This is a genomic window from Variovorax durovernensis, assembly GCF_977011995.1.
In genome coordinates, this window is record NZ_CDRNCW010000001.1 from 1,266,666 (window position 1) to 1,286,847 (window position 20,182).

Here is a 20,182-nt window from a genome sequence, read left to right on the forward strand (position 1 = left end):
ACGTGGCCGTCTCGTGGCCTCATGAGTACGGTGTTGTAAAAGGAAAGAGCTCTGGCCTGCCTTCGTGACACCGTACGTATTGCGAAGGTTTGAGAAATGAAAAAAAGCAACAGGCAACGCCGTGCGGAAATCAAGGATAGGCGCCTTGCACGGGCCGTTGCTTTGGAAGCACGCCTGAGCGCGACGGATGCACGGCTTCTGCTTGCCGACGGGCGATTGCCCGGATTGGAAATTGTCGACAAGTCGAAGCTCGAACGCGATCAGCTTGCTCATTGCCAGGAGCTCTCCGACTTCTATCTTGATCGCCCTTTCACCTGCTCCGACTGCGGTTCCAATGAGGTGTGGACTGCCAAGCAGCAGAAATGGTGGTACGAGGTCGCACAAGGCTGCGTCTACAGCCGCGCTGTTCGCTGCCGTGCGTGCCGACAGACGCGCCGGCTGCAGCGTGAGGCAGCCAGCCTGCATGAAGGGGCGAATCTGTTGCGTGAAGAGGTCGCGCGTTTGCGGGCTCTTGCTTCGGCGGCGCCTAACGCCGCGGCGCGGGCAACGGTCGATGCTGCCTTGCAAAGCAAGTGGCGTAGCCTTCGCGTCGTTGCTATCGAAGTGATGGGGCGATGGGGAGGTGCCGAGCAGATCGAGAGGCTCAAAGCGTTCGTCGCGGGCCATCCAGGAGGGAGCAACCATCGCTGGTGGGAGCGTGAGGCTGCGGACGCCGCGAGAAAAGCGTTGACCCGCATAGAGAGCGAGAAGAAAAAATGATGATGAAACTGACTTTCCTGGGTACCTCCTCCGGTACCCCCACGCGCCACCGCAACGTCTCCGGCCTTGCCGTGCAGACGGTGCTCGGCCCGGACTGGTTCCTGGTCGACTGCGGTGAAGGCACGCAGCATCGCGTGCTGCAGACCCCGCTGTCCCTGAACGACCTGGCCGCCGTCTGCATCACGCATGTGCATGGCGACCACTGCTACGGCCTGCCGGGGCTGCTCGCGAGCGCGGGCATGAACAAGCGCACGAAGCCGCTGAAGCTGATTGCGCCGCTGCCGGTGTGGGAGTGGTTCGAGGCTACGCGCGCGTTGACCGATCTGCATCTGCCCTACGAAGTCGAGCATGTGGATCTCGGCGGACCGTCACTGGTGTACGAGGTGCCGGGCCTGCGCATCGAAAGCCATGCGCTGCTGCATCGTGTGCCCAGCCACGCCTATCGCATGCAAGTCGAGACGCGGCGCGTGCGGCTGAAAGCGGACGCATTGCGCGCCATCGGCCTGCCACCCGGTCCCGCATGGCGTGCGCTGCAGCAAGGTGAGGACGTGCCTTTCAACGGCGGCGTGCTGCGCAGTGCCGACTACACCGAGACCCAGGTCGAAACGGTTGCCGCGGTGATGGGCGGCGATAACGCCGACCCCGCATTGCTGCACGACGCCTGCAAGGGCGCGCAACTGCTGGTGCACGAGGCCACCTTCACGCAGGAGGCACTCGACAAGGTCGGCCCCGGGCCGATGCACAGCTCCGCGCGCCTGCTGGCCGAATTCGCGCAGGCTGCCGAAGTGCCCAACCTGATCCTCACGCACTTCAGCGCGCGCCATCAGAACGAAGAGGGCATGGCCGCATTGATGGCAGAGACGCAGGCGCACTACCGCGGCCATGCGTTCCTGGCCAACGACCTGGATGTTTACGAGCTCGACAGTGCCGGCAATGTGACCGTCACCCGGACCTGACGAAAGAAGAAGAGAAGAAGAAAGACATGAGTACCGAAGAATTCCTGCGCTCCGCCCACCCGATCGAGCCCGCCATGCGCGCGCAGATCATGGAAGCCCTGCGCAACATCGAATTGACGCATGACGTGACCGTGCTGTTCGCCTGCGAATCCGGCAGCCGCGGCTGGGGCTTCGCCTCGCCCGACAGCGATTACGACGTGCGCTTCATCTACGTCAACCGCCTGCCGTGGTACCTCACGGTGGCATCGCGTCGCGACGTGATCGAGGTGCCGATCAGCGGCGACCTCGACATCAACGGCTGGGACCTGCGCAAGGCGCTGGGCCTGATGCGCGAGTCGAACCCGACGCTGCTCGAGTGGCTGCGCTCGCCCATCGTGTACCGCGACGACGCGGTGGCGATGCCGCGCTTTCGCGCGCTGTCGGAGGCCGTGTTCTCCAACGCGCGCAGCTGGCATCACTACAGCTCGATGGCGAAGAAGAACTTCCGCGAGCATCTGCAGGCCGACGAGGTGCGCTACAAGAAGTACCTCTACGTGCTGCGACCGCTGCTGGCCGCGCGCTGGATCCGCTCGCGCGCCGGCGTGCCGCCCATGCGCTTTGCCGACCTGGCGCAGCACACGCTCGACCCGGTACGCGACGAGGCGCTGATCGCCGAGATCAACGCGCTGCTCGAGGTGAAGATGCGCGCCGGCGAAGCCGCGACCAGCCCGCGCTGGCCGGGTATCCACGCGTTCATCGAAGCCGAACTGGCGGCCAATGCAGCCGAGCCGGTGACGCCCCTGCCGTCGGCCGATGGTTCGGGGCTCGATGCATTTCTTTGCGAGACGGTGCTGCTTTGCGAACTGGAGAACAAAGAGAAGGAGGCCGCCCATGATTGAACTCGACGGCTCCCAAGGCGAAGGCGGCGGCCAGATCCTGCGCACCAGCCTGGCGCTGTCGGTGGTCACCGGCCAGCCGCTGGCCATCGAGAAGATCCGCGCGGGCCGTGCCAAGCCGGGCCTGATGCGCCAGCACCTGGCATGCGTGAACGCTGCTGCGGCGATCAGTAGTGCAGAGGTCGAAGGCGCCGAACTCGGCTCGCAATCTCTGCGCTTCAAGCCTGGCGCGGTGCGCGCGGGCGAGTACCGCTTTGCGATCTCGGGTGCGGGCAGCTGCATGCTGGTGCTGCAGACCGTGCTGCCGCCGCTGCTGCTGGCTGGCGCGCAGAGTCGGGTGCATTTGAGCGGCGGCACGCACAACCCGATGGCGCCGCCGTTCCATTTCCTCGAGCGCGCTTTCGCGCCACTGGTGCGCCGCCTGGGTGCGGACCTGCAACTGACGCTGCGCCGCTGCGGCTTCTATCCGGCAGGAGGCGGCGAGGTGGAGGCAGTCATCGTGCCCGCAGCCGGCCCGCTGCAGCCCTTCGACCTGACGGCGCGCGGCGCGCACCAGGCCGGCCATGCGGAGTGCCTGGCACCGGGCCTGCCGCGCCATGTGCCGACGCGCGAACTCGACACGCTGGGCGGCGCGATGGGCTGGTCCGGCGAGCAGCTGCGCCTGGGCGCGGTGCGCCAGAACGAAGGCCCCGGCAATGCGCTGATGGCCACGCTGGCCTACGAACACGTCACCGAGGTGTTCACCGCCTTCGGCGAAAAATCGATGAGTGCAGAGCAGGTGGCGCATGGCCTGGCCAAGGAGCTGCGTGCGTTCCAGAAGAGCGAAGCGGCGGTAGGACCGCACCTCGCTGACCAACTGGCGCTGCTGCAGGCGCTTGCCGCATGGCAGGGCAGGAAGGCCTGCGCCTTCACCTGCAGCGAGGTGACGGAGCACACGCGCACCAACTGCGCGGTGATCGAGCGGTTCCTGCCGGTGCGCTTCGCGATTGCCGAGGGCCGCGATGCCTGCAGGGTGCAGGTATCGCCGGCCTGAGGAAAACTCCTTTCCGCTGCCGCGGTTGAAGGCAGCGCTGGACGGCGGGAAACTCGGGAGAAAGACAGGAACGCCATGACCACATCCTCATTCGTCTACAACAGCGTGCCCCAGCGGGTGGTGTTCGGCGCGGGTTCGCTGCGGCATCTGGCGCGCGAGATCGATGCGCTGGGCGCAAGACGCGCGCTGGTGCTCTCCACGCCCGAGCAGCGCCCGCAGGCCGAGCGCGTGGCGGCCATGCTCGGCGGCCACGCAGCCGGCGTGTTCGACCGGGCAGTGATGCATGTGCCCATCGAGACCGCACGCGAGGCCAGGGAAGTGGCGCAACGCCTGGGCGCCGATTGCGCCGTGGCCATTGGCGGCGGCTCGACCACCGGTCTTGGCAAGGCGATCGCGCTCGATTCGGGGTTGCCGATCCTCGCCATACCGACGACCTATGCCGGCTCCGAAATGACGCCGATCTACGGCATCACCGAAGCCGGCATGAAGAAGACGGGCAAGGACATCCGGGTGCTGCCGCGCACCGTGATCTACGACCCGGAGCTGTCTTTGAGCCTGCCCGTGGGCATCAGCGTGACGAGCGGCATCAACGCCATCGCGCATGCGGCCGAGGGGCTCTATGCGGTCGATTCGAATCCTGTGATGGACCTGATGGCGCAGGAAGGCATCGCTGCACTGGGCCGGGCGCTGCCCGCCATCCGCGCCACGCCGCAAGACCCGGGCGCGCGCAGCGATGCGCTCTACGGTGCGTGGCTCTGCGGCACGGTGCTGGGCAATGTCGGCATGGCGCTGCACCACAAGCTGTGCCACACGCTGGGCGGCAGCTTCAACCTGCCGCATGCCGAGACCCACACCATCGTGCTGCCGCATGCGCTGGCCTACAACGCCGAAGCGGCGCCGCAAGCCATGGCGCGCATCGTGAAGGCACTGGGGGGAAGCAGCAGCGCCGCGCAGGCCGTGTACGACCTGGCACGCGACAACGGCGCGCCGGTCGCGTTGCGCGACATCGGCATGAAGGAGTCCGATCTCGACCTGGCCTGCGAGCATGCGCTCAAGAACCAGTATCCCAATCCGCGCGCGCTGGAGCGCGATGCGATCCGCGCCTTGCTGCAGAACGCCTGGGAAGGCGTGCGGCCCTGAACCGGTGGGGCAGGGCCGCGTCTGGCTTTACAGGCCGGCCTGGCGGGTGAAGGACACGCTGGGCTTCTTGTAGGCCTGCGGCACTTCGTCGCGGTAGAAGGCGCGGCGGTCCAGGCTTTGCAGCGGGTTGTGCGCGGCGGCCACGGCCTGGTCGCGGACCGTGCCGCGGTCGAGCGTGGAGTTGAAGGCCACGGCGCCTTCGGCGGCGGTGTCCGAATAGGTGTTGCCTGCGCGTGTGGCGGCCACGGCTTCGGCCTTCACGTCGGCGCGGCTGGCGGACGATGTGATGGCGTGCACGCCGTCATAGGTTTCCGCATGTGCTGCACCGGCGGCGCCCAGCAGGGCGAAGGCGGTGGCAAGAGCGGAAGCGGCGATGCGTTGCTTGGTGTTCATGATGAGAGTCCCTTTGGATCACTGTGTGGGCGGCGGACATTCGTCGTTGCCACAGGATGCAGTGTGAAACCACAGTGCGGTTTGCGATGTGCGTTTGCGCACCGCATTCGGCATCTGCTACGCGGAGACGGCACCCGTGGATGCGTAAAGCACCGCAAGAGGTTCGGAGCGCCCGCGCACCGCGAGCGTTTCAGGCGTGCCCAGGGTGTCCGCCACGCCCGCCTGCTCGGCCGCGAACAGCGAGACGACAAGGCGCGACGCCGCGGTCTTCGAGTGGTCCTGCAGCCGGCTCGCCGTGTTCACCACTTCGCCGATGGCGGTGAAGGTGGTGGTTTCCAGGTAGCCCACTTCACCCACCGCGGCGCGGCCCGCATGCAGGCCCATGCCGAACTCCAGCCGCTGGCCGAACTGCGCCTCGAAGCCCTTGCTCCATGCGTCCATGCGCTCGCCGATCAGTTCGGTCGCGCGCAAGGCCTGCCGGCAGGCGGTGGGCAGGTCGCAGTCGAGCCCGAAGATGGCCATCACGCTGTCGCCGATGAACTGGTTGGGCACGCCGCCGCTCTCGCGCACGGCTGCGCCGACGGTGGCGAAGTAGCGGTCGAGCACGTAGGCCAGGTCGAAAGGCCACTGCCGCTCCGACAGGCCCGACCAGCGCCGCAGGTCGACGAACAGGATCGCCACGTCGCGCTCGCGCCCGAAGCTGCCGACCGGCGCGGGCCGGCCTTCATTGGGCAGCGGGGCGAACAGCGGCGTTACCTCGATGTCGCCGCGTGGGCGCAGCTGGCAGGCCAGCCGCACGTCGGCGGGAGCGCGCACGCGCTCCAGGGTGCGCTGCTCGTCGCGGCCCGGTTCGCCGATGTGCTCCGCCGGGCCGACCACGCGCACCCGGCAGGTCGAGCAGCGCGCCCGGCCGCCGCAGATCGACAGATGGTCGATGCCGTGCGAACGGCTCGCCTCCAGCACGCTCCAGCCGCGCGGCACCTGCACCGTGCGGTCGGGGTAGCGCAGCGTGATCGACGGCTGTCGCGACCAGCGCGAAAAACCGTTGCGTCCCCAGCGCGCCAGCAGCAGCAGGGCCAGCGCCAGTCCGTAGAACCACTTGATGCTGTCTTCGGCCGTGCTGAGCGCCTTGCCCTGCTCGGGCGTCGGCAGCACGACGGGCGGCACGCCGGTCCACTGGAACTCGCGACCCATCGACACGAAGCCCATCGCAGCCGTCAGCGGCAGCGCCACCGCCACGGCCAGCAGCAGGTAGGAAAAGCGCCGGTACGCCGGCTGCGCTCGCAGCGCGAAATGCAGGCCGAGGCAGCCGTGGGTCCAGGCCGCCAGCATCATCACCAATTGCGCGGCCGCGCCCTGCCAGTCCCACAGGCCCCAGACCACCCGCACGTACGAGCCCTCGATGCCGAAGGCCTGGTAGGCGCCACGCATGGCCGTGAGGTGGGTGGCCAGCAGCAGCGGCAGCGCAAAGCCCAGCAGCACGCGAAGGCCCTCGAGCGGCGGCATGCGCAGGGTGCGGCGCTCCCATAGGGCGACCACCGCCAGCACGAGGTGGGTGGCGGCGGCACCGTACAGCAGCGCGGTGCCGGGCAGGCTGTGCCAGAACTTCTGCACGCCGCGCAGCACCGTCTCGGCGGCGGCAAACGAATAGATGCCAAGGGAATGGTTCAGGAGGTGAACGGTGATGTAGGCCATCAGCACCAACCCGCTCGCCCAGCGGAGATTGCGCCGTGTCGGCGTTCTCGGGGAAAAGTGCGGTTGGGGGGAACGTCTGTCCATGAACGGGTTCGAAGCGGCTCCCGAGCATAATCCGCGCGCTCATCCCCCTTGACCACAGACCCCGGCATGGACAAACCAGACCCTGTCCCCCGTTCCAGCCTCGCACTGCGCCAGATCGCACTGTTGGAAGGCCTCTCCGACCAGCGCCTGGACCTGCTGGCCCGGCAATGCCTGTGGCACAGCGTGGAAGCCGGCAAGCCCCTGCTGCTGCGCGCCGAGCAGCAGGGCGAGGTGTTTCTGCTGGTCTCGGGCCGGGTGCGGGTGACGACCTATTCGGCCAACGGCCGGCAGGTGACCTTCCGCGACTCGGAGGCCGGGGAGCACTTCGGCGACATCGCCGCCATCGACGGCGGCCCGCGCTCCGCCGACGTGGTCACCCTTGCGCCCAGCGTGGTCGCCAGCCTGGACCGTGCCGCCTTCATGGCCCTGCTGCGCGACGAGCCGCTGGTGGCCGAGAGGGTGATGCTGCGGCTGGCGTCGCTGGTGCGGCAGCTGTCGGAACGGGTGATCGACCTGAGCACCCTGGGCGTGCAGAACCGGCTGCATGCCGAATTGCTGCGCCTGGCCCGTGCCGCCGGCCCGCATGGCGGGGACGCCAACCAGGCTCGGCTGGACCCCGCGCCCAAGCATGCGGCGCTGGCCAGCCAGATCAGCACCAACCGGGAGCAGGTGACCCGCGAACTGAATGTGCTGGTGCGCAGCGGCGTGCTGCGCAAGGACGACAAGGCCCTGCTGGTGGCCGACATCGCCCGCCTCGAGACGATGGTCTCGCAGGTCAGGGGAGATGCCGGCTGAGCCGGCTGGCCGTCAGTTGAAGCGGCCGTTGCGGCCGCCGATGCTGAAGCGGCCGGCGCCCAGCAGCACCACCGTCAGCGCGCCGAACAGGTACAGGCCCTGCAGTTCCAGCGCCCAGCCGCCCTGCTTGCCCAGCGCGAACAGGTCGGCCATGTGCACGAGGCCGAAGGCCACAAGCATGTTGATCACGACCACGCCGGCGGCGGCGCGGGTGAAGAGGCCCGCGATCATCAGCAGCGGCGCGACGATTTCGCCGACGTACACCAGATAGGCGATCCCGCCCGGCAGCCCGGCCTTGGCCAGCATGCCCGCAATGAAGCCGACGCCCGCCGACAGCTTGAAGATGCCGTGCAGCAGCACCAGGAAGCCGACCGTCACGCGGATCAGCAACTTGCCGGAGTCGTCCAGCGTGGTGGGGGAGACGGCGGAAAGCGGCGATGCGATCGGCGCACGCGGGGTGTTGGCGGCTGCGGCCTGGGTGTTCATGGCGGATCCTTGGAAATTGAAGGCCGCCGCGAAATGCGACGGTTGCGGTTCCAGTGTGCGCAGCCGCCAGAAAGCGGGATGTGCGTAAACGCACATGTTTTGCCGGAAAGCCGCCTCAGCGCACGCCGAAGTGGCCGGTCCACTTGCGCTCGTAGTCCATTTTTTCGAAGTGGGCCGCCATGAAGTCGATGAAGCTGCGCACCTTGGCCGACAGGTGCTTGCGGCTCGGGTATGCCAGGTTGATGGTCAGGTGCGGCAGGTCCCAGTCGTCCAGCGTGGGCACCAGCCGGCCGGCCACGATGTCGTCGTAGACGATGTAGGTCGGCTGCACCAGGATGCCCATGCCGTCGAGCGCGGCGGCGCGCAGCACCTGGCCGTCGTTCGACTCGAGCAGCCCCGTGACCGACACCGTGCGCGTCTCGCCCCGTCGGCTGAAGCGCAGCTCGTTCGGATTGTTGGCGTGGGTGTAGATCAGCAGCTTGTGCCGCGCGAGTTCGTCCAGCGTCTTCGGAAAGCCGTGCTGCGCAAAGTAGCGCGGCGACGCCACCAGGATGCGCCGCGTCTCGCCGAGCCGGCGGATCGTGACGTTCGAGTCGGGCTCGTACTCGCGGGTACGGATCGCCACGTCGATGTTGTTGTCGATCAGGTCGAAGTACCGGTTGGCGGCTTCCACGTGCACCGTCACGCCCGGATAGCGCTGGGTGTATTCGCGCAGCAGCGGCGCGATGTGGTGGATGGAGAACGAGAGCGACGCCGTCACCCGCAGCGTGCCGGTCGGGTTGAACGCAGTGGCGTTCACCGTCGATTCCGCATCCGCCAGGTCGCTAAGGATGGCGCGGGCGCGGCCGCAGAACTCGCGGCCCGTGTCGGTCAGGTAGAGCCGGCGGGTGTTGCGCTCCACCAGCCGCGCGCCCAGCCGGTCCTCCAGCGCGCTCAGGTGCCGGCTCGCGGCGGCGTTGGAAAGGCCCAGCGCCTCGGCCGCGCGGCTCAGGCTGCCGGCATCGGCGATCTGCACGAGCAGTGCGATTTCGGTCCAGCGGTCCATGTGGCGGTGTCTCCGGGTCTTGTCTTTTGCCTGTCCGGAGGATTTTGGCGCAGCCGCGCGGCGACCGTTCCGCTGGGCGGAAAAATCATTTGCTCCGGGCGGCTTTCAGGGCGGCGGCGCGCGGCCTAAAGTGCGCGGTACCGAAGAGACGAAATGGAGACACCGCGATGCGCAACCTCAACCAGGACAACATCACGCAGGCCGTGCTTGCGCGCTTCGCCGACACGCCCGACCCGCGCCTGCGCGAGATCATGACCAGCCTGGTGCAGCACCTGCACGCCTTTGCGCGCGAGGTGAAGCTCACCGAGGAAGAGTGGTTCCAGGGTATCCAGTACCTCACGGCCACCGGCCAGAAGTGCGACGACAAGCGGCAGGAATTCATCCTGCTGTCGGACGTGCTGGGCCTGTCGATGCTCACCATCGCAATGAACAACGACAAGCCCGCCGGCTGCACCGAGGCCACGGTGTTCGGCCCCTTCTACTTCGACGGCGCCCCCGAGTACGAGCACGGCGACGACGTGGCCAACGGCGCCGAGGGCGAGCCGTGCGACGTGTACGCCACCGTGCGCGGGCTCGGCGGCGAGCCGGTGCCCGGCGCGGTCGTCGACGTGTGGCAGGCCGACGCAGGCGGGCACTACGACGTGCAGCACGCCGGACTCGACCATGCGGAGAACCGCGGCACCCTGCGCACCGGGGCCGATGGCGGCCTGAACTTCCGCAGCGTGGTGGCGGTGGCCTATCCGATTCCGGTCGACGGCCCCGTGGGCGATCTGCTGCGTGCCACGAAGCGCCACCCCTGGCGGCCCGCGCACCTGCATTTCAAGATCGAGGCACCGGGCTACGAACGGCTCATCACCCACGTGTTCCGCGACGGCGACGAATGGCTGGACTCCGACGCCGTGTTCGCGGTGCGCCAGTCATTGGTCGCGCCGTGGAAGAAGCAGGACAACGGCCGCTGGCGCCTGGACTTCGACTTCGTGCTCAATCCGCTGAAGGAGCCGGCCCGGCAGTAAGAGGCAAGGCAGGCGGCGCCGGGCGCGTTTTCCGGCATCCTGCTACGCTCGGAAGGCCCGCCCGCATGGCGGGTTTTCTTTTGCCTTCCGTCCATGGTTTTCCCCCTGATCACCGACCCGCATTTCTATGCGGTCGCCATTCCCGCCGTGCTGCTGCTCGGCATCAGCAAGAGCGGTTTCGGCGCCGGCTTCGGGTCGCTCGCGGTGCCGATGATGGCGCTGGCCGTCACCGTGCCGCAGGCAGCCGCCATCCTGATGCCGCTGTTGCTGCTGATGGACGTTCTGGGCCTGGCCGCATTCCGGCGCGACTTCGACCGTTCGCTGCTCAAGTTCCTGATTCCGTTCGGCCTGCTGGGCACGGTGATCGGCACGCTGCTGTTTCGCATGTTGCCGGCGCACACGGTGGCGGGCATCGTCGGCGTGTTCACGCTGCTGTTCCTGGCGCAGCGCCTGCTGTTCCCGCCCAAGCCCGACGACCCGTTGCCTTCGCGCCGCGTGGGCGCGGTGCTGACCACCGTGTCGGGCTTCACCAGCTTCATCGCGCATGCGGGCGGCCCGCCCATCAACGCCTACGTGATTCCGCTGCGCCTCAAGCCGGTGATCTTCACGGCCACCATGGCGTATTTCTTCTTCGTGGTGAACCTCAGCAAGTGGATTCCCTACGCGTGGCTGGGCCTGATCGACTTCCGCACGCTGGCCACTTCGCTGGTGCTGATGCCGATCGCGCCGTTCGGCGTGTGGGTAGGCATACGCATCGCACGGCGCATCGATGCGACTTGGTTCTATCGCTTCGTGTATCTGGGCATGCTGCTCACCGGGCTCAAGCTCGTCTACGACGGGTTTATTGGCTAACCCCCAGGCTTCGCGCACTTCGTGTCGCTGCGCCAACCCCCTTGCAGGGGGCAACACCGGCGGCCCGGCGAAGCCGGTTCCGCGGTGTTCCCGAGAAGACTCAGAGCTCTACGATGCTTTTGAAGCCGCCGAAGATCATGCGCTTGGCATCGAAGGGCATGGTCTTGGGGTCCATCGATGCGATGCGCGGGTCGGCCATCACCTTGGCGTTCACCGTGTCGCGGTGCTTGCGCGACTTGTAGGTGATCCACGAGAAGGCCACCGTCTCGTCGGCCTTCTGCTTCACGCTCTGAGGAAACGAGGTCAGCTTGCCGGGCTTCACGTCGTCGGCGATGCACTCGACGTATTCGAGCGCGCCGTATTCCATCCAGACCTTGCCGGCCTTGCGCGCCAGCTTGCGGTAAGCCTCTACGTTGGCACTGGGAACGGCGACGATGAAACCGTCTACATAACGAGCCATGGAAGTTCTCCTGAACAAAGCGTGGAACCGTTGAAGAAAGAAGACCGGCGGTTGCATGGCGCCTCTCGGCTCACGACGCCGCCGTTCCCCGGGGTGCCGCCTCTTCGTCGCTGTTCTGCGTCTGCCCCGGCATGGTGGAGCGAAGCAGCAACGCCCCGATGAGGCCCGCCGCCGCCGCGAACACGGCGCCGACGAGAAACGCGAGGTTGTAGCCGCCGGTGAGCGCCAGCGGCATCTGCGCGCCGGCGGCGTCCATCGATGCGGTGCGCGCTGCCGCGGCGCTGGCCAGCACGGCCAGGCCCAGCGCGCCGCCCATCATGAAGGCGGTGTTGACCACGCCCGAAGCCAGGCCCGAATCGGACGGGCCCACCTCGCTCATGGCCGCCAGCAGCACCGGGTTGAACGCCATGCCCGCGCCCAGGCCGAGCAGCATCATGCCGGGCAGCACGTCGACCACGAAGCTGCCGTTGACCGGTGCCCGCGCGAACAGCGCCAGCCCGATGGCCGCGAGCCAGAGCCCCACCGCCAGCGGCTTGCGGATGCCGAAGCGCATCACGATCTTCGCCGACAGGCCCAGCGAGAACACCGCCATGATGATGTTGGCCGGCAGGAAGGCCAGGCCGATCTGCATCGGCGTGTACTGAAGCACCAGCTGCATGTAGAGCGCGGAGATGAAGAACCACGCGAACATGGCCGCCGCCCACAGCACGCCCACCACATTGGCCACCGACACGCTGCGCAGCCGGAACAGGCCCAGCGGCATCAGCGGATGCTGCACGCGCGCCTCGATGGCGATGAATACCGCCAGCAGCAGCACCGCGGCGCCGAGCAGCCCCACGGTCTGCGTGGAGCCCCAGCCGGCCTCGTTGCCGTTGACCACGCCGTACACCGCGAGCATGAGCGACAGCGTGACAGTCACCGCGCCGGCCACGTCGAGCTTTTCGCCGTGCGCATGGCCGCGCGCGCTCGGCAGCAGCGCCACGCACAGCGCATACACCGCCACGCCGATCGGCAGGTTCACCAGGAAGATCCAGTGCCAGCTCAGCGTGCTCGTGAGCAGGCCGCCCAGCAGCACGCCGATGCTGCCGCCGCCCGCGCACACGAAGCCGTACACGCCCATGGCCTTGGCGCGCTCCGCCGGCTCGGTGAAGAGGTTCATGATGAGCGATAGCGACACGGCCGACACCACCGCGCCGCCCAGCCCCTGCACCGCACGGGCCGCCACCAGCAGCACCTGCGAGTTGGAGATGCCGCAGGCCAGCGAGGCGAGCGTGAACAGCACCAGGCCAATGAGAAAGAGCTTGCGGTGGCCGTACAGGTCGCCGAGCCGGCCCCCCAGCAGCAGGAAGCCGCCGAAGGTCAGCATGTAGGCGTTCACCACCCAGACCAGCGATGTCTCGGTGAAGCCGAGGTCGGTGCGGATCGAGGGCAGCGCGACGTTCACGATGGTGGTGTCCAGCACGATCATCAGCACGCCGAGGCACAGCACCATCAGCGCGAGCCAGCGCTTGCGGCTGTCGAGTGCGTCCGTCATGCGCGTCACACCAGCGGCTTGCCGCCGTTGACGAGCCAGGGCGTGCCGAAGCGGTCGGTCACCATGCCGAAGCCCTCGACCCAGAAAGTCGGGCCGAACGGCATCGTGACCTTGCCGCCTTCTGCGAAGGCGTCGAACACGCGCTGTGCCTCGGGCACCGTGTCGAGCGTGAGCGCCACGCCGAAGCCCTTCATGCCTTCGTAGGCCATGCCTGGCATGGAGTCGGAGGCCATCAGCAGGCCGTCGCCATAGGCGAGGGCGGCATGCATGATGCGGTCGGCCGCGCCGGGCGGGAACTGCTCGGCGCCGGGCGCCTCGCCCATGGTCATCATCATCTGCATCTTGCCGCCGAGCGTCTTCTCGTAGAAGCGCATGGCCTCGGCTGCATTGCCGTCGAACGTGAGGTAAGCGTTGATGGGGGACATGAGAGTTTCCTTGGTTACTTTTCGGTGGCCGTCTTGAGGTTGGCAAGGCCCGTCTCGAAGTCCTTGCCGATCATCTGGTCCATGTTGAAGAAGATGCCCATGAGCTTGGCGACATAGGGGCTCGGGCCGTGCATGGACCAGGTGACCTGTGTAGCGTTGCCTTGTGGCTGCAGCGTGAACTCGGCCACGTTGTGGCCTTCCATGGGCCGGGTGAAGTCGAGGTTGATCGCGATCTTCGAAGAGGGCGTCGACTCGGTGATCTCCATGCGGCCCGCGCCTGCCTTGCCCTTGCTCTCCCAGGCGTAGGTGGCGCCCTTGCCGCTGGCGCTGCCGCCGAAGCTGCGTTGCATGTCGGGGTCGAGCTTCTCGTAGGGCGACCACGTGCCCCAGCGGTGGAAGTCGTCGATCAGCGGAAAGATCTTCTCGGCCGGTGCGTCGATGCGCGCGGTGCGCTCCACGCGGAAGGTGTCGGGCCGGGTGGCCGCGAAGATCAGCAGTGCCGCGATGGCCGCCACGACTGCGAGGGCGATGGTCTTGAGCATGGAGAAAATTTCCTGGAGACGAAAGAAAAGATGATGCGCGGTCAGGCCGGGTGTGCCACGACCAGCAGCCAGCCCACGCCGAAGCGGTCGGCCAGCATGCCGAAGCTGGAGGTGAAGAAGGTCGGGATCAGCGGCTGCATCACTTGGCCGCCTTCGGCCAGCGCGTTGAACCACCTGACGGCTTCGGCGTCGGTGCCGGCGGTGAGGGCCAGCATGATGCCCTCGAACTTCGGCTGGCCCGAGCAGCGGCCATCGGAGGCCATGAGCTCGGTCTCGCCGATGCGGACCACCGCGTGCATCACCTTGTCGGGCGAGGGCGCTGCGCCGCCGCAGCTGGCATCGGCGTTGTCGGACGGGGCGGGTGGCGAGGGGGGCGCGTCGGCGTAGCGCATGAGCTGGATCACTTCGGCGCCGAGCGCCTTCTTGTAGAAGCCGAGCGCTTCGTCGCAGCGGCCTTCGAACGAGAGGTAAGACTGGACTTTCATGGCGATTCCTTCGGGCGGATGAGGATGAGTCGTGGGGCCCCGGTGTATCGGGCCGCAAACAATCGGATTACTTTGTGTACACCGTCCACAAAGAATAACAGGGATAATGGACGGTGTCCACATGGAAGTGCAATGAAGCTCAACAACGTCCCTGAAAGCCTGCCGCCCGCCCGCAGCACCTACCGCCATGGGGACTTGCGCCGGGCGCTGCTGGATGCGGGCATCGAGCTTGCGCGCGACGGCGGCCCCGACGCCGTGGTGCTGCGCGAAGCCACGCGGCGCGCGGGGGTGGTGCCCAACGCCGCCTACCGGCACTTCGGCAGCCGTCAGGAACTGCTGTGGGCAGTGCGGGAAGCGGCCCTGGCCGCGGCAGCGGGTGCGATGGAAAAGGAACTGGCCGTGCTGCCTTGCGACCAGCCGCCCGCCGACTTCGCCCGCGCGCAGGTGCGCGCCATCGGCACCGCCTACCTGCGGTTCGCGCAGGCCGAGCCCGGGCTGTTCCGCACCGCCTTCGTGGTTTCCGCCGAAGGCGACGGCCAACTCGGTCCGGACAAGGCCGGCGCGAGCGGGATGGACCCGTTCCAGCTGCTGGGCAAGGCCATCGACCGGCTGGTGGACGCGGGCGTGCTCGACCCGGCGCGGCGCCCCAATGCCGAATACCTCGCGTGGTCGTCGGTGCACGGGCTGGCGCTGCTCATCATCGACGGGCCGCTGCGCGCCATGCCGCCAGGCGAGATCCACGCGCTGGGCCAGCGCCTCATCGACATGGTCGAGCGAGGGCTGTAGGCGCCCTCAGGCCCTCAGAGATAGATCTTCTGCAGCAGGCGGATCAGGGTCTCGCGCTCGCGCGCCGTGAGTCTGGCGCTGGCATCGGCCTCGAGCTGCATCACGGTCTGCTCGGCTTCATGGATCAGCGCCTCGCCGGCCGGCGTGAGGTACAGGCCCACCGCGCGGCCATCGTGCGGATGCGGACGGCGCTCGATGAGGCCGCGGCTGTCTAGCGTGGCGACCAGGCTCACCAGATTGGGCGGCAGGATGTCCAGCGTGCTGCACAGCTGCCGCGACGTGGCGCCTGGGTTGTGCGCCAGCAGCGAAAGCACCGAGAAATCGATCTGCTTGAGCCCATAGGGCGCCATGCGTTCCGCGAAGAAGTCGCTGACGATCAGCCATGCGCGCCGGGCGTTGTAGCCGACGAGGGTTTCGAGCATGCGCGCGTCGAGCCGGTCCGCCTTGCCCGGCGGCGCAATGCTCGGCTCGCTTTTCGCGGGAGCGGATTTCGAAGAGGAAGGCATGGCCCGAGCGTAACCGGGTGAAAGCTGCCCGGCAGCCTAGCGCGCGACACCTTGCGGCTGCGCCGCGTGGGTCAGCGCGACCGTCTCGCAGGCCCGCTTGACGATGCCCAGCCGCATCTCGAACTCGGGCAGCACCCAGCGCCGAAAGGCCGCCGCCACCCTTGCCCTGCCGCTGTCTTGCGGCGCCGCCGCCTCGATGCGCGCCCAGGCCCAGGCGAGCATCGTGAGCATCGCCACGCGCAGGTAGTCGTCCGCCACTTCGTAAGGCAGCACCGGGTTGGCGTGCGCGGCCATCGCGACCGTGGTGCCCAGGTAGCGCAGCTGAGCGAGCCGGCGCTGCACGTCGGCATCGGCCTCGCGCGAGGCGTCGAGCGTGTCGCGCAGCTCGAGCAGCACCGCCGACATGCCGGCGCCGCCGTCGGGCAGCACCTTGCGCACCAGCAGATCGATGGCCTGGATCTCGTTGGTGCCCTCGTAGATCATGGTCACGCGCGAGTCGCGCACGATCTGCTCGATGCCCCATTCGCGCACGTAGCCGTGGCCGCCGAACACTTGCAGGCACTCGCTCGCGCCCTGGAAGGCCTGTTGCGTGCACGCGGCCTTGAGCACCGGCGTGACGAACGAGCACCAGCGCTGCGCGCGCTCGCGGGCCTTGGGGTCGGCGTCGTGCGTGGCCACGTCGAGCATCAGCGCGCTGCGGTAGGCGAGGGTGCGCGCGCCGTCGATCCAGGCGCGCTGCGTGTCGAGGATGCGGCGCACCGCCGGGTGTTCGGCGATCAGGTCGGCGCTCTCGCCGCCGCGGCTCGCGGGCACGGGGCCGGGCGCGCGCATCTGGCGGCGCTCGGCGGCATAGGCGTCGGCCTTCTGCCAGGCGGCGTCGAGCAGGCCGATGCCCTGCAGCGCCACATGCAGGCGAGCCGAATTCATCATCACGAACATCGCGGCCAGCCCGCGCCCCGCCTCGCCGACCAGCCAGCCGGTGGCGTCGTCGAAGCGCATCGTGCAGGTCGGGCTGCCGTGCAGGCCCATCTTTTCCTCGATGCGTTCGCATTGCACCGCGTTGCGCGTGCCGTCGGGCAGCAGCTTGGGCACGAGCGCCAGCGACAGGCCCTTGGGGCCGGCGGGCGCGTCCGGCAAACGACACAGCACCAGGTGCACGATGTTCGGCGTCAGGTCGTGCTCGCCGCCGGAAATGAAGATCTTGCCGCCGCTCACCCGCAGGCTGCCGTCAGCCTGTGGCACGGCGCGCGTGCGTACCTGGCCCAGGTCGCTGCCCGCATGCGCCTCGGTCAGGCACATGGTGGCCAGCCACTCGCCGGTCGCGATCTTCGAGAGATAGCGCTGCTTCAGCTCGTCGCTGCCGTGGTGCTTGAGGCAGGCATAGGCGCCATGCAGCAGGCCGGGCGCCATCGTGAAGCCGTGGTTGGCGGCAGCCAGCCACTCGTAGAGCACGGCATCGAGCACGGCGGGCAGGCCCTGGCCGCCGTCATCGGTCGCGGCCGAAAGAGCGGGCCAGCCGCCGTCGATGAAGGCCTGGTACACCTCGCGAAAACCCGGCGGGCTGGTCACTTCGCCGCCCGCAAAACGGCAGCCGATCTCGTCGCCGTCACGGTTCAGCGGCGCGACCACCTCGCCGACGAAGCGCCCCGCCTCCTCCAGCACCTGCGACTGCAGCGCCTCGTCGACCTCGGCGAAAGGCGCGAGCGCGGCCAGGCGCGCGGGCGCATCGAGCACCGCGTTCAGCAGGAATCGGACATCTTCGGGGCGGGGCTGGTAATCCATGGGCGCTCGGGAATCTAGGGAGAAGGCGGCTTGCAGGCAAAGCTGCTCGCGCGCTCGGTATCGCCGCCGGTGTAGGTGGCGACTTGCGGATAGGGGCACAGTGGCCGCGTGCGCTGCGGCGACCAGTTGGCCGGCACTTCGGTGTTCGGCACAGGCGTGCCGGCACCGCGCGCAGAGGCGGTGATCGACGCGGGTGCCTTGCCCTGTTCGACCCAGTCGACCAGCGCACTGAGCATGTCGAACTGGTCGGTGGCCGGGCCGCCCGAGCAGTGGTTCATGCTCGGCACGGGGAAGTAGCGCGCGAACGACGAGGCGTCGCCGCCGTTCGCGGCCTGCACGCGTTCGTACCAGGCGGCCGTGTCGTCCGACGAGAACACCGGATCGCTGGTGCCGTGGTAGACGATCATGCGCCCGCCCTTGTCGCGCAGCGCGCCCAGGTTGGCCGCGTCCGGCGGCGTCATGAACGACAGCGCCGACTCGCGGAACACCCCGTCCGTCGCGGCAATGCGCGGCGCGTCGCGGTCCATGTCGAAGCCCAGCGCAAACGGCAGGCCCTGCGGCCGGGCGGCCAAAGGTGGCGTGCTGAAGATGAAGGCCACGGCGCCCGCGTCGCGCGTCGGCGGGCTCGCGAACTTCCATTCGCGCCAGTTGCTGCCGCTCACGCCCGCGTCGAAGGGGAAGCTGCTGTAGATCGGCTGGCCCGCGCCGTTGCGCGCACCCTTGAACACGTTGGCCAGCGCATTCTTCTGCGGCGCGCTGAGGCATATGCCGTCGCGCGTGCCGGCGGCGCAGGTGGGCACGTCCCGCTGGATGTCGAAGCGCGTTTTGCAGGCCTGCACGTTCGACACGATGCCGTCGGCCAGGCCGTCGAGCGCGTCGCAGCGCGCCAGCACCTTGTCGGCCACCAGCTTCAGCTCGGCCGGGGTGAAGGCGCTCTGCAGGTCTGGCTGGCCGGCAGGCGTCTTCGCGCTGGCCACCGCGGCGTATTGCTGCGCGCCATAGAGCTGCGCCACGGCCGCCTTCGGCAGGTTGAAGCCGGGGTCGCCGGCGAGGATGCCGTCGTACTGCTGCGCCGAGCGCACCGCGGCCACCATCGCATGCCGCCCGCCGTTGGAGCAGCCGCCGAAGTAAGAGCGGTCGGGGCCGCGGCCGTAGGCCTTGGCGATCAGGTTCTTCGCCATCGGCGTGAGCTGCGCGACCGCGTTGTAGCCGTAGTCGAGCCGCGCCTGCGGGTCGAGCCCGAAGCGCGGGCCCATCGAACCCGCATGGCCGGCGTCGGAGCTGATGACGGCAAAGCCCATCTGCAGCGCGCTGCTGCGCGGGCCGCCGCCGCCGATGCCGCCGAGCGCGGGCACCACCACGCCGTCGAGCCCGCCGTTGGCCTGGTAGAAGAAGCGGCCGTTCCATGCCACCGGCAGCCGCATCTCGAAACCGACGGCATAGCGCTGGTTGTCGACCGGGCTGGTGCGTTCGTTCATGCGGCCTTGCACCAGGCAGTGCGCGGGTGCCGCCATCGCGACGCCGCCGACCGTGACGGTGCCGGCCGGCACGTCGGTGACGGAGGTGTAGACCGTGCCCGGCAGCGCCGCGCGCGTGGCCAGGTCGGCGCAGGCCTGCAGCGTGCCGGGCCGCGCGGCGGCCAGCGGCGCGTGCGGGGAGGGTGGGCTCCCCGCGCAAGCCGCGAGCAGCGTGGCAACTCCGAGCGCGCTTGCGCACAGGCCGAATGTGAAGTGGCGCTGTCTCGTCATGTCGTCTCCTTGCCGCGTGCGCGGCGGGTGTCTCGGTCGATCTTCTTTTCTGGTCAGGCGGCCTTGCGCGCCGCGCCCAGGTAGGTGTCGATCACGCGCGAATCGACCGCGAGCTTGCGTGCCTCGCCCTCGAGGCTCACGCTGCCCATTTCGAGCACATAGCCGTGGTCCGCCACTTCGAGCGCGGCGCGCGCGTTCTGCTCCACCAGCAGAATGGTCACGCCCGTGGCGCGCAGCGCATCGACCGTGCGGAAGATCTCCTGCACCACCAGCGGCGCCAGCCCCAGGCTGGGTTCGTCGAGCATCAGCAGCGTGGGGCGCGACATCAGGGCGCGGCCCACCGCCAGCATCTGCCGCTCGCCGCCGGAGAGCGTGCCGGCCAGCTGCGCGCGCCGCTCCTTCAGGCGCGGGAACAGCGTGTAGACCTCGTCGATGCGGTCGCGCCACTGCTTGTTGCGCAGCCGCACCTGGCGGAACGCGCCGAGCACGAGGTTGTCTTCGACCGGCATGGTGCCGAACAGCTCGCGCTTCTCCGGCACCAGCGCAATGCCGAGCATCACGCGTTCCTCGAGCGTCATCGCCGAAATGGGCTGGCCCTTGAATTCGATGACGCCCTTGGAGGGCAGCACGCCCATCAGCGCGTTGAGCAGCGTCGATTTGCCCGCGCCGTTCGGGCCGATCACGGTGACGACGCGGCCCTGGTCGGCCTGAAGGTCGATGCCGTGCAGCACCTCGGCGCGGCCGTAGCCGGCGTGCAGGTCGCGTATGCGAAGCAGGGGTGTCGTCAT

The 20,182-nt window shown here is 68.5% G+C and carries 22 protein-coding genes; 9 read left to right on the forward strand and 13 right to left on the reverse strand.

Annotated elements, in window-relative coordinates:
- The first annotated feature begins 96 nt into the window (after positions 1-96).
- From ACWV14_RS05900 to ACWV14_RS05920, 5 genes are all read left to right on the forward strand, one after another.
- A complete protein-coding gene (locus ACWV14_RS05900) occupies positions 97-759 on the forward strand; it encodes a zinc-ribbon domain-containing protein (RefSeq protein WP_454907726.1) in 663 nt (220 codons plus the stop codon).
- 2 nt (positions 760-761) lie between these two features.
- Complete coding sequence (locus ACWV14_RS05905) at positions 762-1,715, forward strand: ribonuclease Z (protein ID WP_454907725.1); 954 nt, start codon at positions 762-764, stop codon at positions 1,713-1,715.
- 26 nt (positions 1,716-1,741) lie between these two features.
- A complete protein-coding gene (locus ACWV14_RS05910) occupies positions 1,742-2,593 on the forward strand; it encodes a nucleotidyltransferase domain-containing protein (RefSeq protein ID WP_454907724.1) in 852 nt (283 codons plus the stop codon).
- Complete coding sequence (gene rtcA, locus ACWV14_RS05915) at positions 2,586-3,623, forward strand: RNA 3'-terminal phosphate cyclase (RefSeq protein WP_454907723.1); 1,038 nt, start codon at positions 2,586-2,588, stop codon at positions 3,621-3,623. The genes ACWV14_RS05910 and rtcA overlap by 8 nt, the downstream gene beginning before the upstream one ends.
- A 75-nt stretch (positions 3,624-3,698) precedes the next feature.
- Entirely contained in the window at positions 3,699-4,763 is a 1,065-nt protein-coding gene (locus tag ACWV14_RS05920; RefSeq protein ID WP_454907722.1) for a maleylacetate reductase, read from the forward strand.
- Between the two features lie 27 nt (positions 4,764-4,790).
- Here the strand turns inward: ACWV14_RS05920 and ACWV14_RS05925 are convergent, their stop codons facing one another.
- Complete coding sequence (locus ACWV14_RS05925; RefSeq protein ID WP_422085057.1) at positions 4,791-5,156, reverse strand: alpha/beta hydrolase; 366 nt, start codon at positions 5,154-5,156, stop codon at positions 4,791-4,793.
- 117 nt (positions 5,157-5,273) lie between these two features.
- The gene (locus ACWV14_RS05930) at positions 5,274-6,935 is read right to left on the reverse strand and encodes an adenylate/guanylate cyclase domain-containing protein (protein ID WP_454907721.1); all 1,662 of its coding nucleotides are present in this window, start codon (positions 6,933-6,935) and stop codon (positions 5,274-5,276) included.
- A gap of 66 nt (positions 6,936-7,001) precedes the next feature.
- On the opposite strand from ACWV14_RS05930, the gene ACWV14_RS05935 reads away from it, so the two are divergent.
- Positions 7,002-7,730, forward strand: coding sequence for a Crp/Fnr family transcriptional regulator (locus ACWV14_RS05935; RefSeq protein ID WP_454907720.1), 729 nt, complete (start codon positions 7,002-7,004; stop codon positions 7,728-7,730).
- 12 nt (positions 7,731-7,742) lie between these two features.
- On the opposite strand, the gene ACWV14_RS05940 is transcribed toward ACWV14_RS05935, so the two are convergent.
- Together ACWV14_RS05940 and ACWV14_RS05945 are read right to left on the reverse strand one after the other, a co-directional pair.
- Positions 7,743-8,216 carry a DoxX family protein gene (locus ACWV14_RS05940; RefSeq protein ID WP_454907719.1) on the reverse strand — a complete coding sequence of 158 codons (474 nt, stop codon included), beginning with the start codon at positions 8,214-8,216 and terminating at the stop codon, positions 7,743-7,745.
- Positions 8,217-8,331: 115 nt separating this feature from the next.
- Positions 8,332-9,261 carry a LysR family transcriptional regulator gene (locus ACWV14_RS05945; protein ID WP_422085061.1) on the reverse strand — a complete coding sequence of 310 codons (930 nt, stop codon included), beginning with the start codon at positions 9,259-9,261 and terminating at the stop codon, positions 8,332-8,334.
- Positions 9,262-9,428: 167 nt separating this feature from the next.
- Here ACWV14_RS05945 and ACWV14_RS05950 point away from each other — a divergent pair, with 167 nt between their 5' ends.
- Complete coding sequence (locus tag ACWV14_RS05950; protein ID WP_454907718.1) at positions 9,429-10,274, forward strand: intradiol ring-cleavage dioxygenase; 846 nt, start codon at positions 9,429-9,431, stop codon at positions 10,272-10,274.
- Positions 10,275-10,367: 93 nt separating this feature from the next.
- A complete protein-coding gene (locus ACWV14_RS05955; protein ID WP_454907717.1) occupies positions 10,368-11,126 on the forward strand; it encodes a sulfite exporter TauE/SafE family protein in 759 nt (252 codons plus the stop codon).
- Positions 11,127-11,226: 100 nt separating this feature from the next.
- On the opposite strand, the gene ACWV14_RS05960 is transcribed toward ACWV14_RS05955, so the two are convergent.
- The 5 genes from ACWV14_RS05960 to ACWV14_RS05980 all read right to left on the reverse strand — a co-directional run bounded on the left by ACWV14_RS05960 (position 11,227) and on the right by ACWV14_RS05980 (position 14,572).
- Complete coding sequence (locus ACWV14_RS05960; RefSeq protein ID WP_454907716.1) at positions 11,227-11,586, reverse strand: DUF1428 domain-containing protein; 360 nt, start codon at positions 11,584-11,586, stop codon at positions 11,227-11,229.
- Between the two features lie 70 nt (positions 11,587-11,656).
- The gene (locus tag ACWV14_RS05965; RefSeq protein WP_454907715.1) at positions 11,657-13,120 is read right to left on the reverse strand and encodes a DHA2 family efflux MFS transporter permease subunit; all 1,464 of its coding nucleotides are present in this window, start codon (positions 13,118-13,120) and stop codon (positions 11,657-11,659) included.
- Between the two features lie 5 nt (positions 13,121-13,125).
- Positions 13,126-13,545, reverse strand: coding sequence for a VOC family protein (locus ACWV14_RS05970; protein ID WP_422085066.1), 420 nt, complete (start codon positions 13,543-13,545; stop codon positions 13,126-13,128).
- A 14-nt stretch (positions 13,546-13,559) separates the two neighbouring features.
- Positions 13,560-14,087, reverse strand: coding sequence for an SRPBCC family protein (locus ACWV14_RS05975; protein WP_454907714.1), 528 nt, complete (start codon positions 14,085-14,087; stop codon positions 13,560-13,562).
- A 41-nt stretch (positions 14,088-14,128) separates the two neighbouring features.
- Positions 14,129-14,572 (reverse strand): VOC family protein, encoded by a 444-nt coding sequence (locus ACWV14_RS05980; protein ID WP_454907713.1) that lies wholly within the window; start codon positions 14,570-14,572, stop codon positions 14,129-14,131.
- Positions 14,573-14,704: 132 nt separating this feature from the next.
- Here ACWV14_RS05980 and ACWV14_RS05985 point away from each other — a divergent pair, with 132 nt between their 5' ends.
- Positions 14,705-15,358, forward strand: a complete 654-nt coding sequence (locus ACWV14_RS05985; RefSeq protein WP_422085069.1) for a TetR/AcrR family transcriptional regulator — start codon at positions 14,705-14,707, stop codon at positions 15,356-15,358.
- A gap of 14 nt (positions 15,359-15,372) precedes the next feature.
- Here ACWV14_RS05985 and ACWV14_RS05990 read toward each other — a convergent pair whose 3' ends face one another.
- The 4 genes from ACWV14_RS05990 to ACWV14_RS06005 are packed head-to-tail and all read right to left on the reverse strand — an operon-like array spanning position 15,373 to position 20,182.
- A complete protein-coding gene (locus tag ACWV14_RS05990; RefSeq protein ID WP_422085071.1) occupies positions 15,373-15,864 on the reverse strand; it encodes a MarR family winged helix-turn-helix transcriptional regulator in 492 nt (163 codons plus the stop codon).
- Positions 15,865-15,900: 36 nt separating this feature from the next.
- Positions 15,901-17,646, reverse strand: a complete 1,746-nt coding sequence (locus ACWV14_RS05995; protein ID WP_454907712.1) for an acyl-CoA dehydrogenase family protein — start codon at positions 17,644-17,646, stop codon at positions 15,901-15,903.
- 14 nt (positions 17,647-17,660) lie between these two features.
- The gene (locus ACWV14_RS06000) at positions 17,661-19,394 is read right to left on the reverse strand and encodes a tannase/feruloyl esterase family alpha/beta hydrolase (RefSeq protein ID WP_454907711.1); all 1,734 of its coding nucleotides are present in this window, start codon (positions 19,392-19,394) and stop codon (positions 17,661-17,663) included.
- Positions 19,395-19,447: 53 nt separating this feature from the next.
- A complete protein-coding gene (locus tag ACWV14_RS06005; protein ID WP_081269946.1) occupies positions 19,448-20,182 on the reverse strand; it encodes an ABC transporter ATP-binding protein in 735 nt (244 codons plus the stop codon).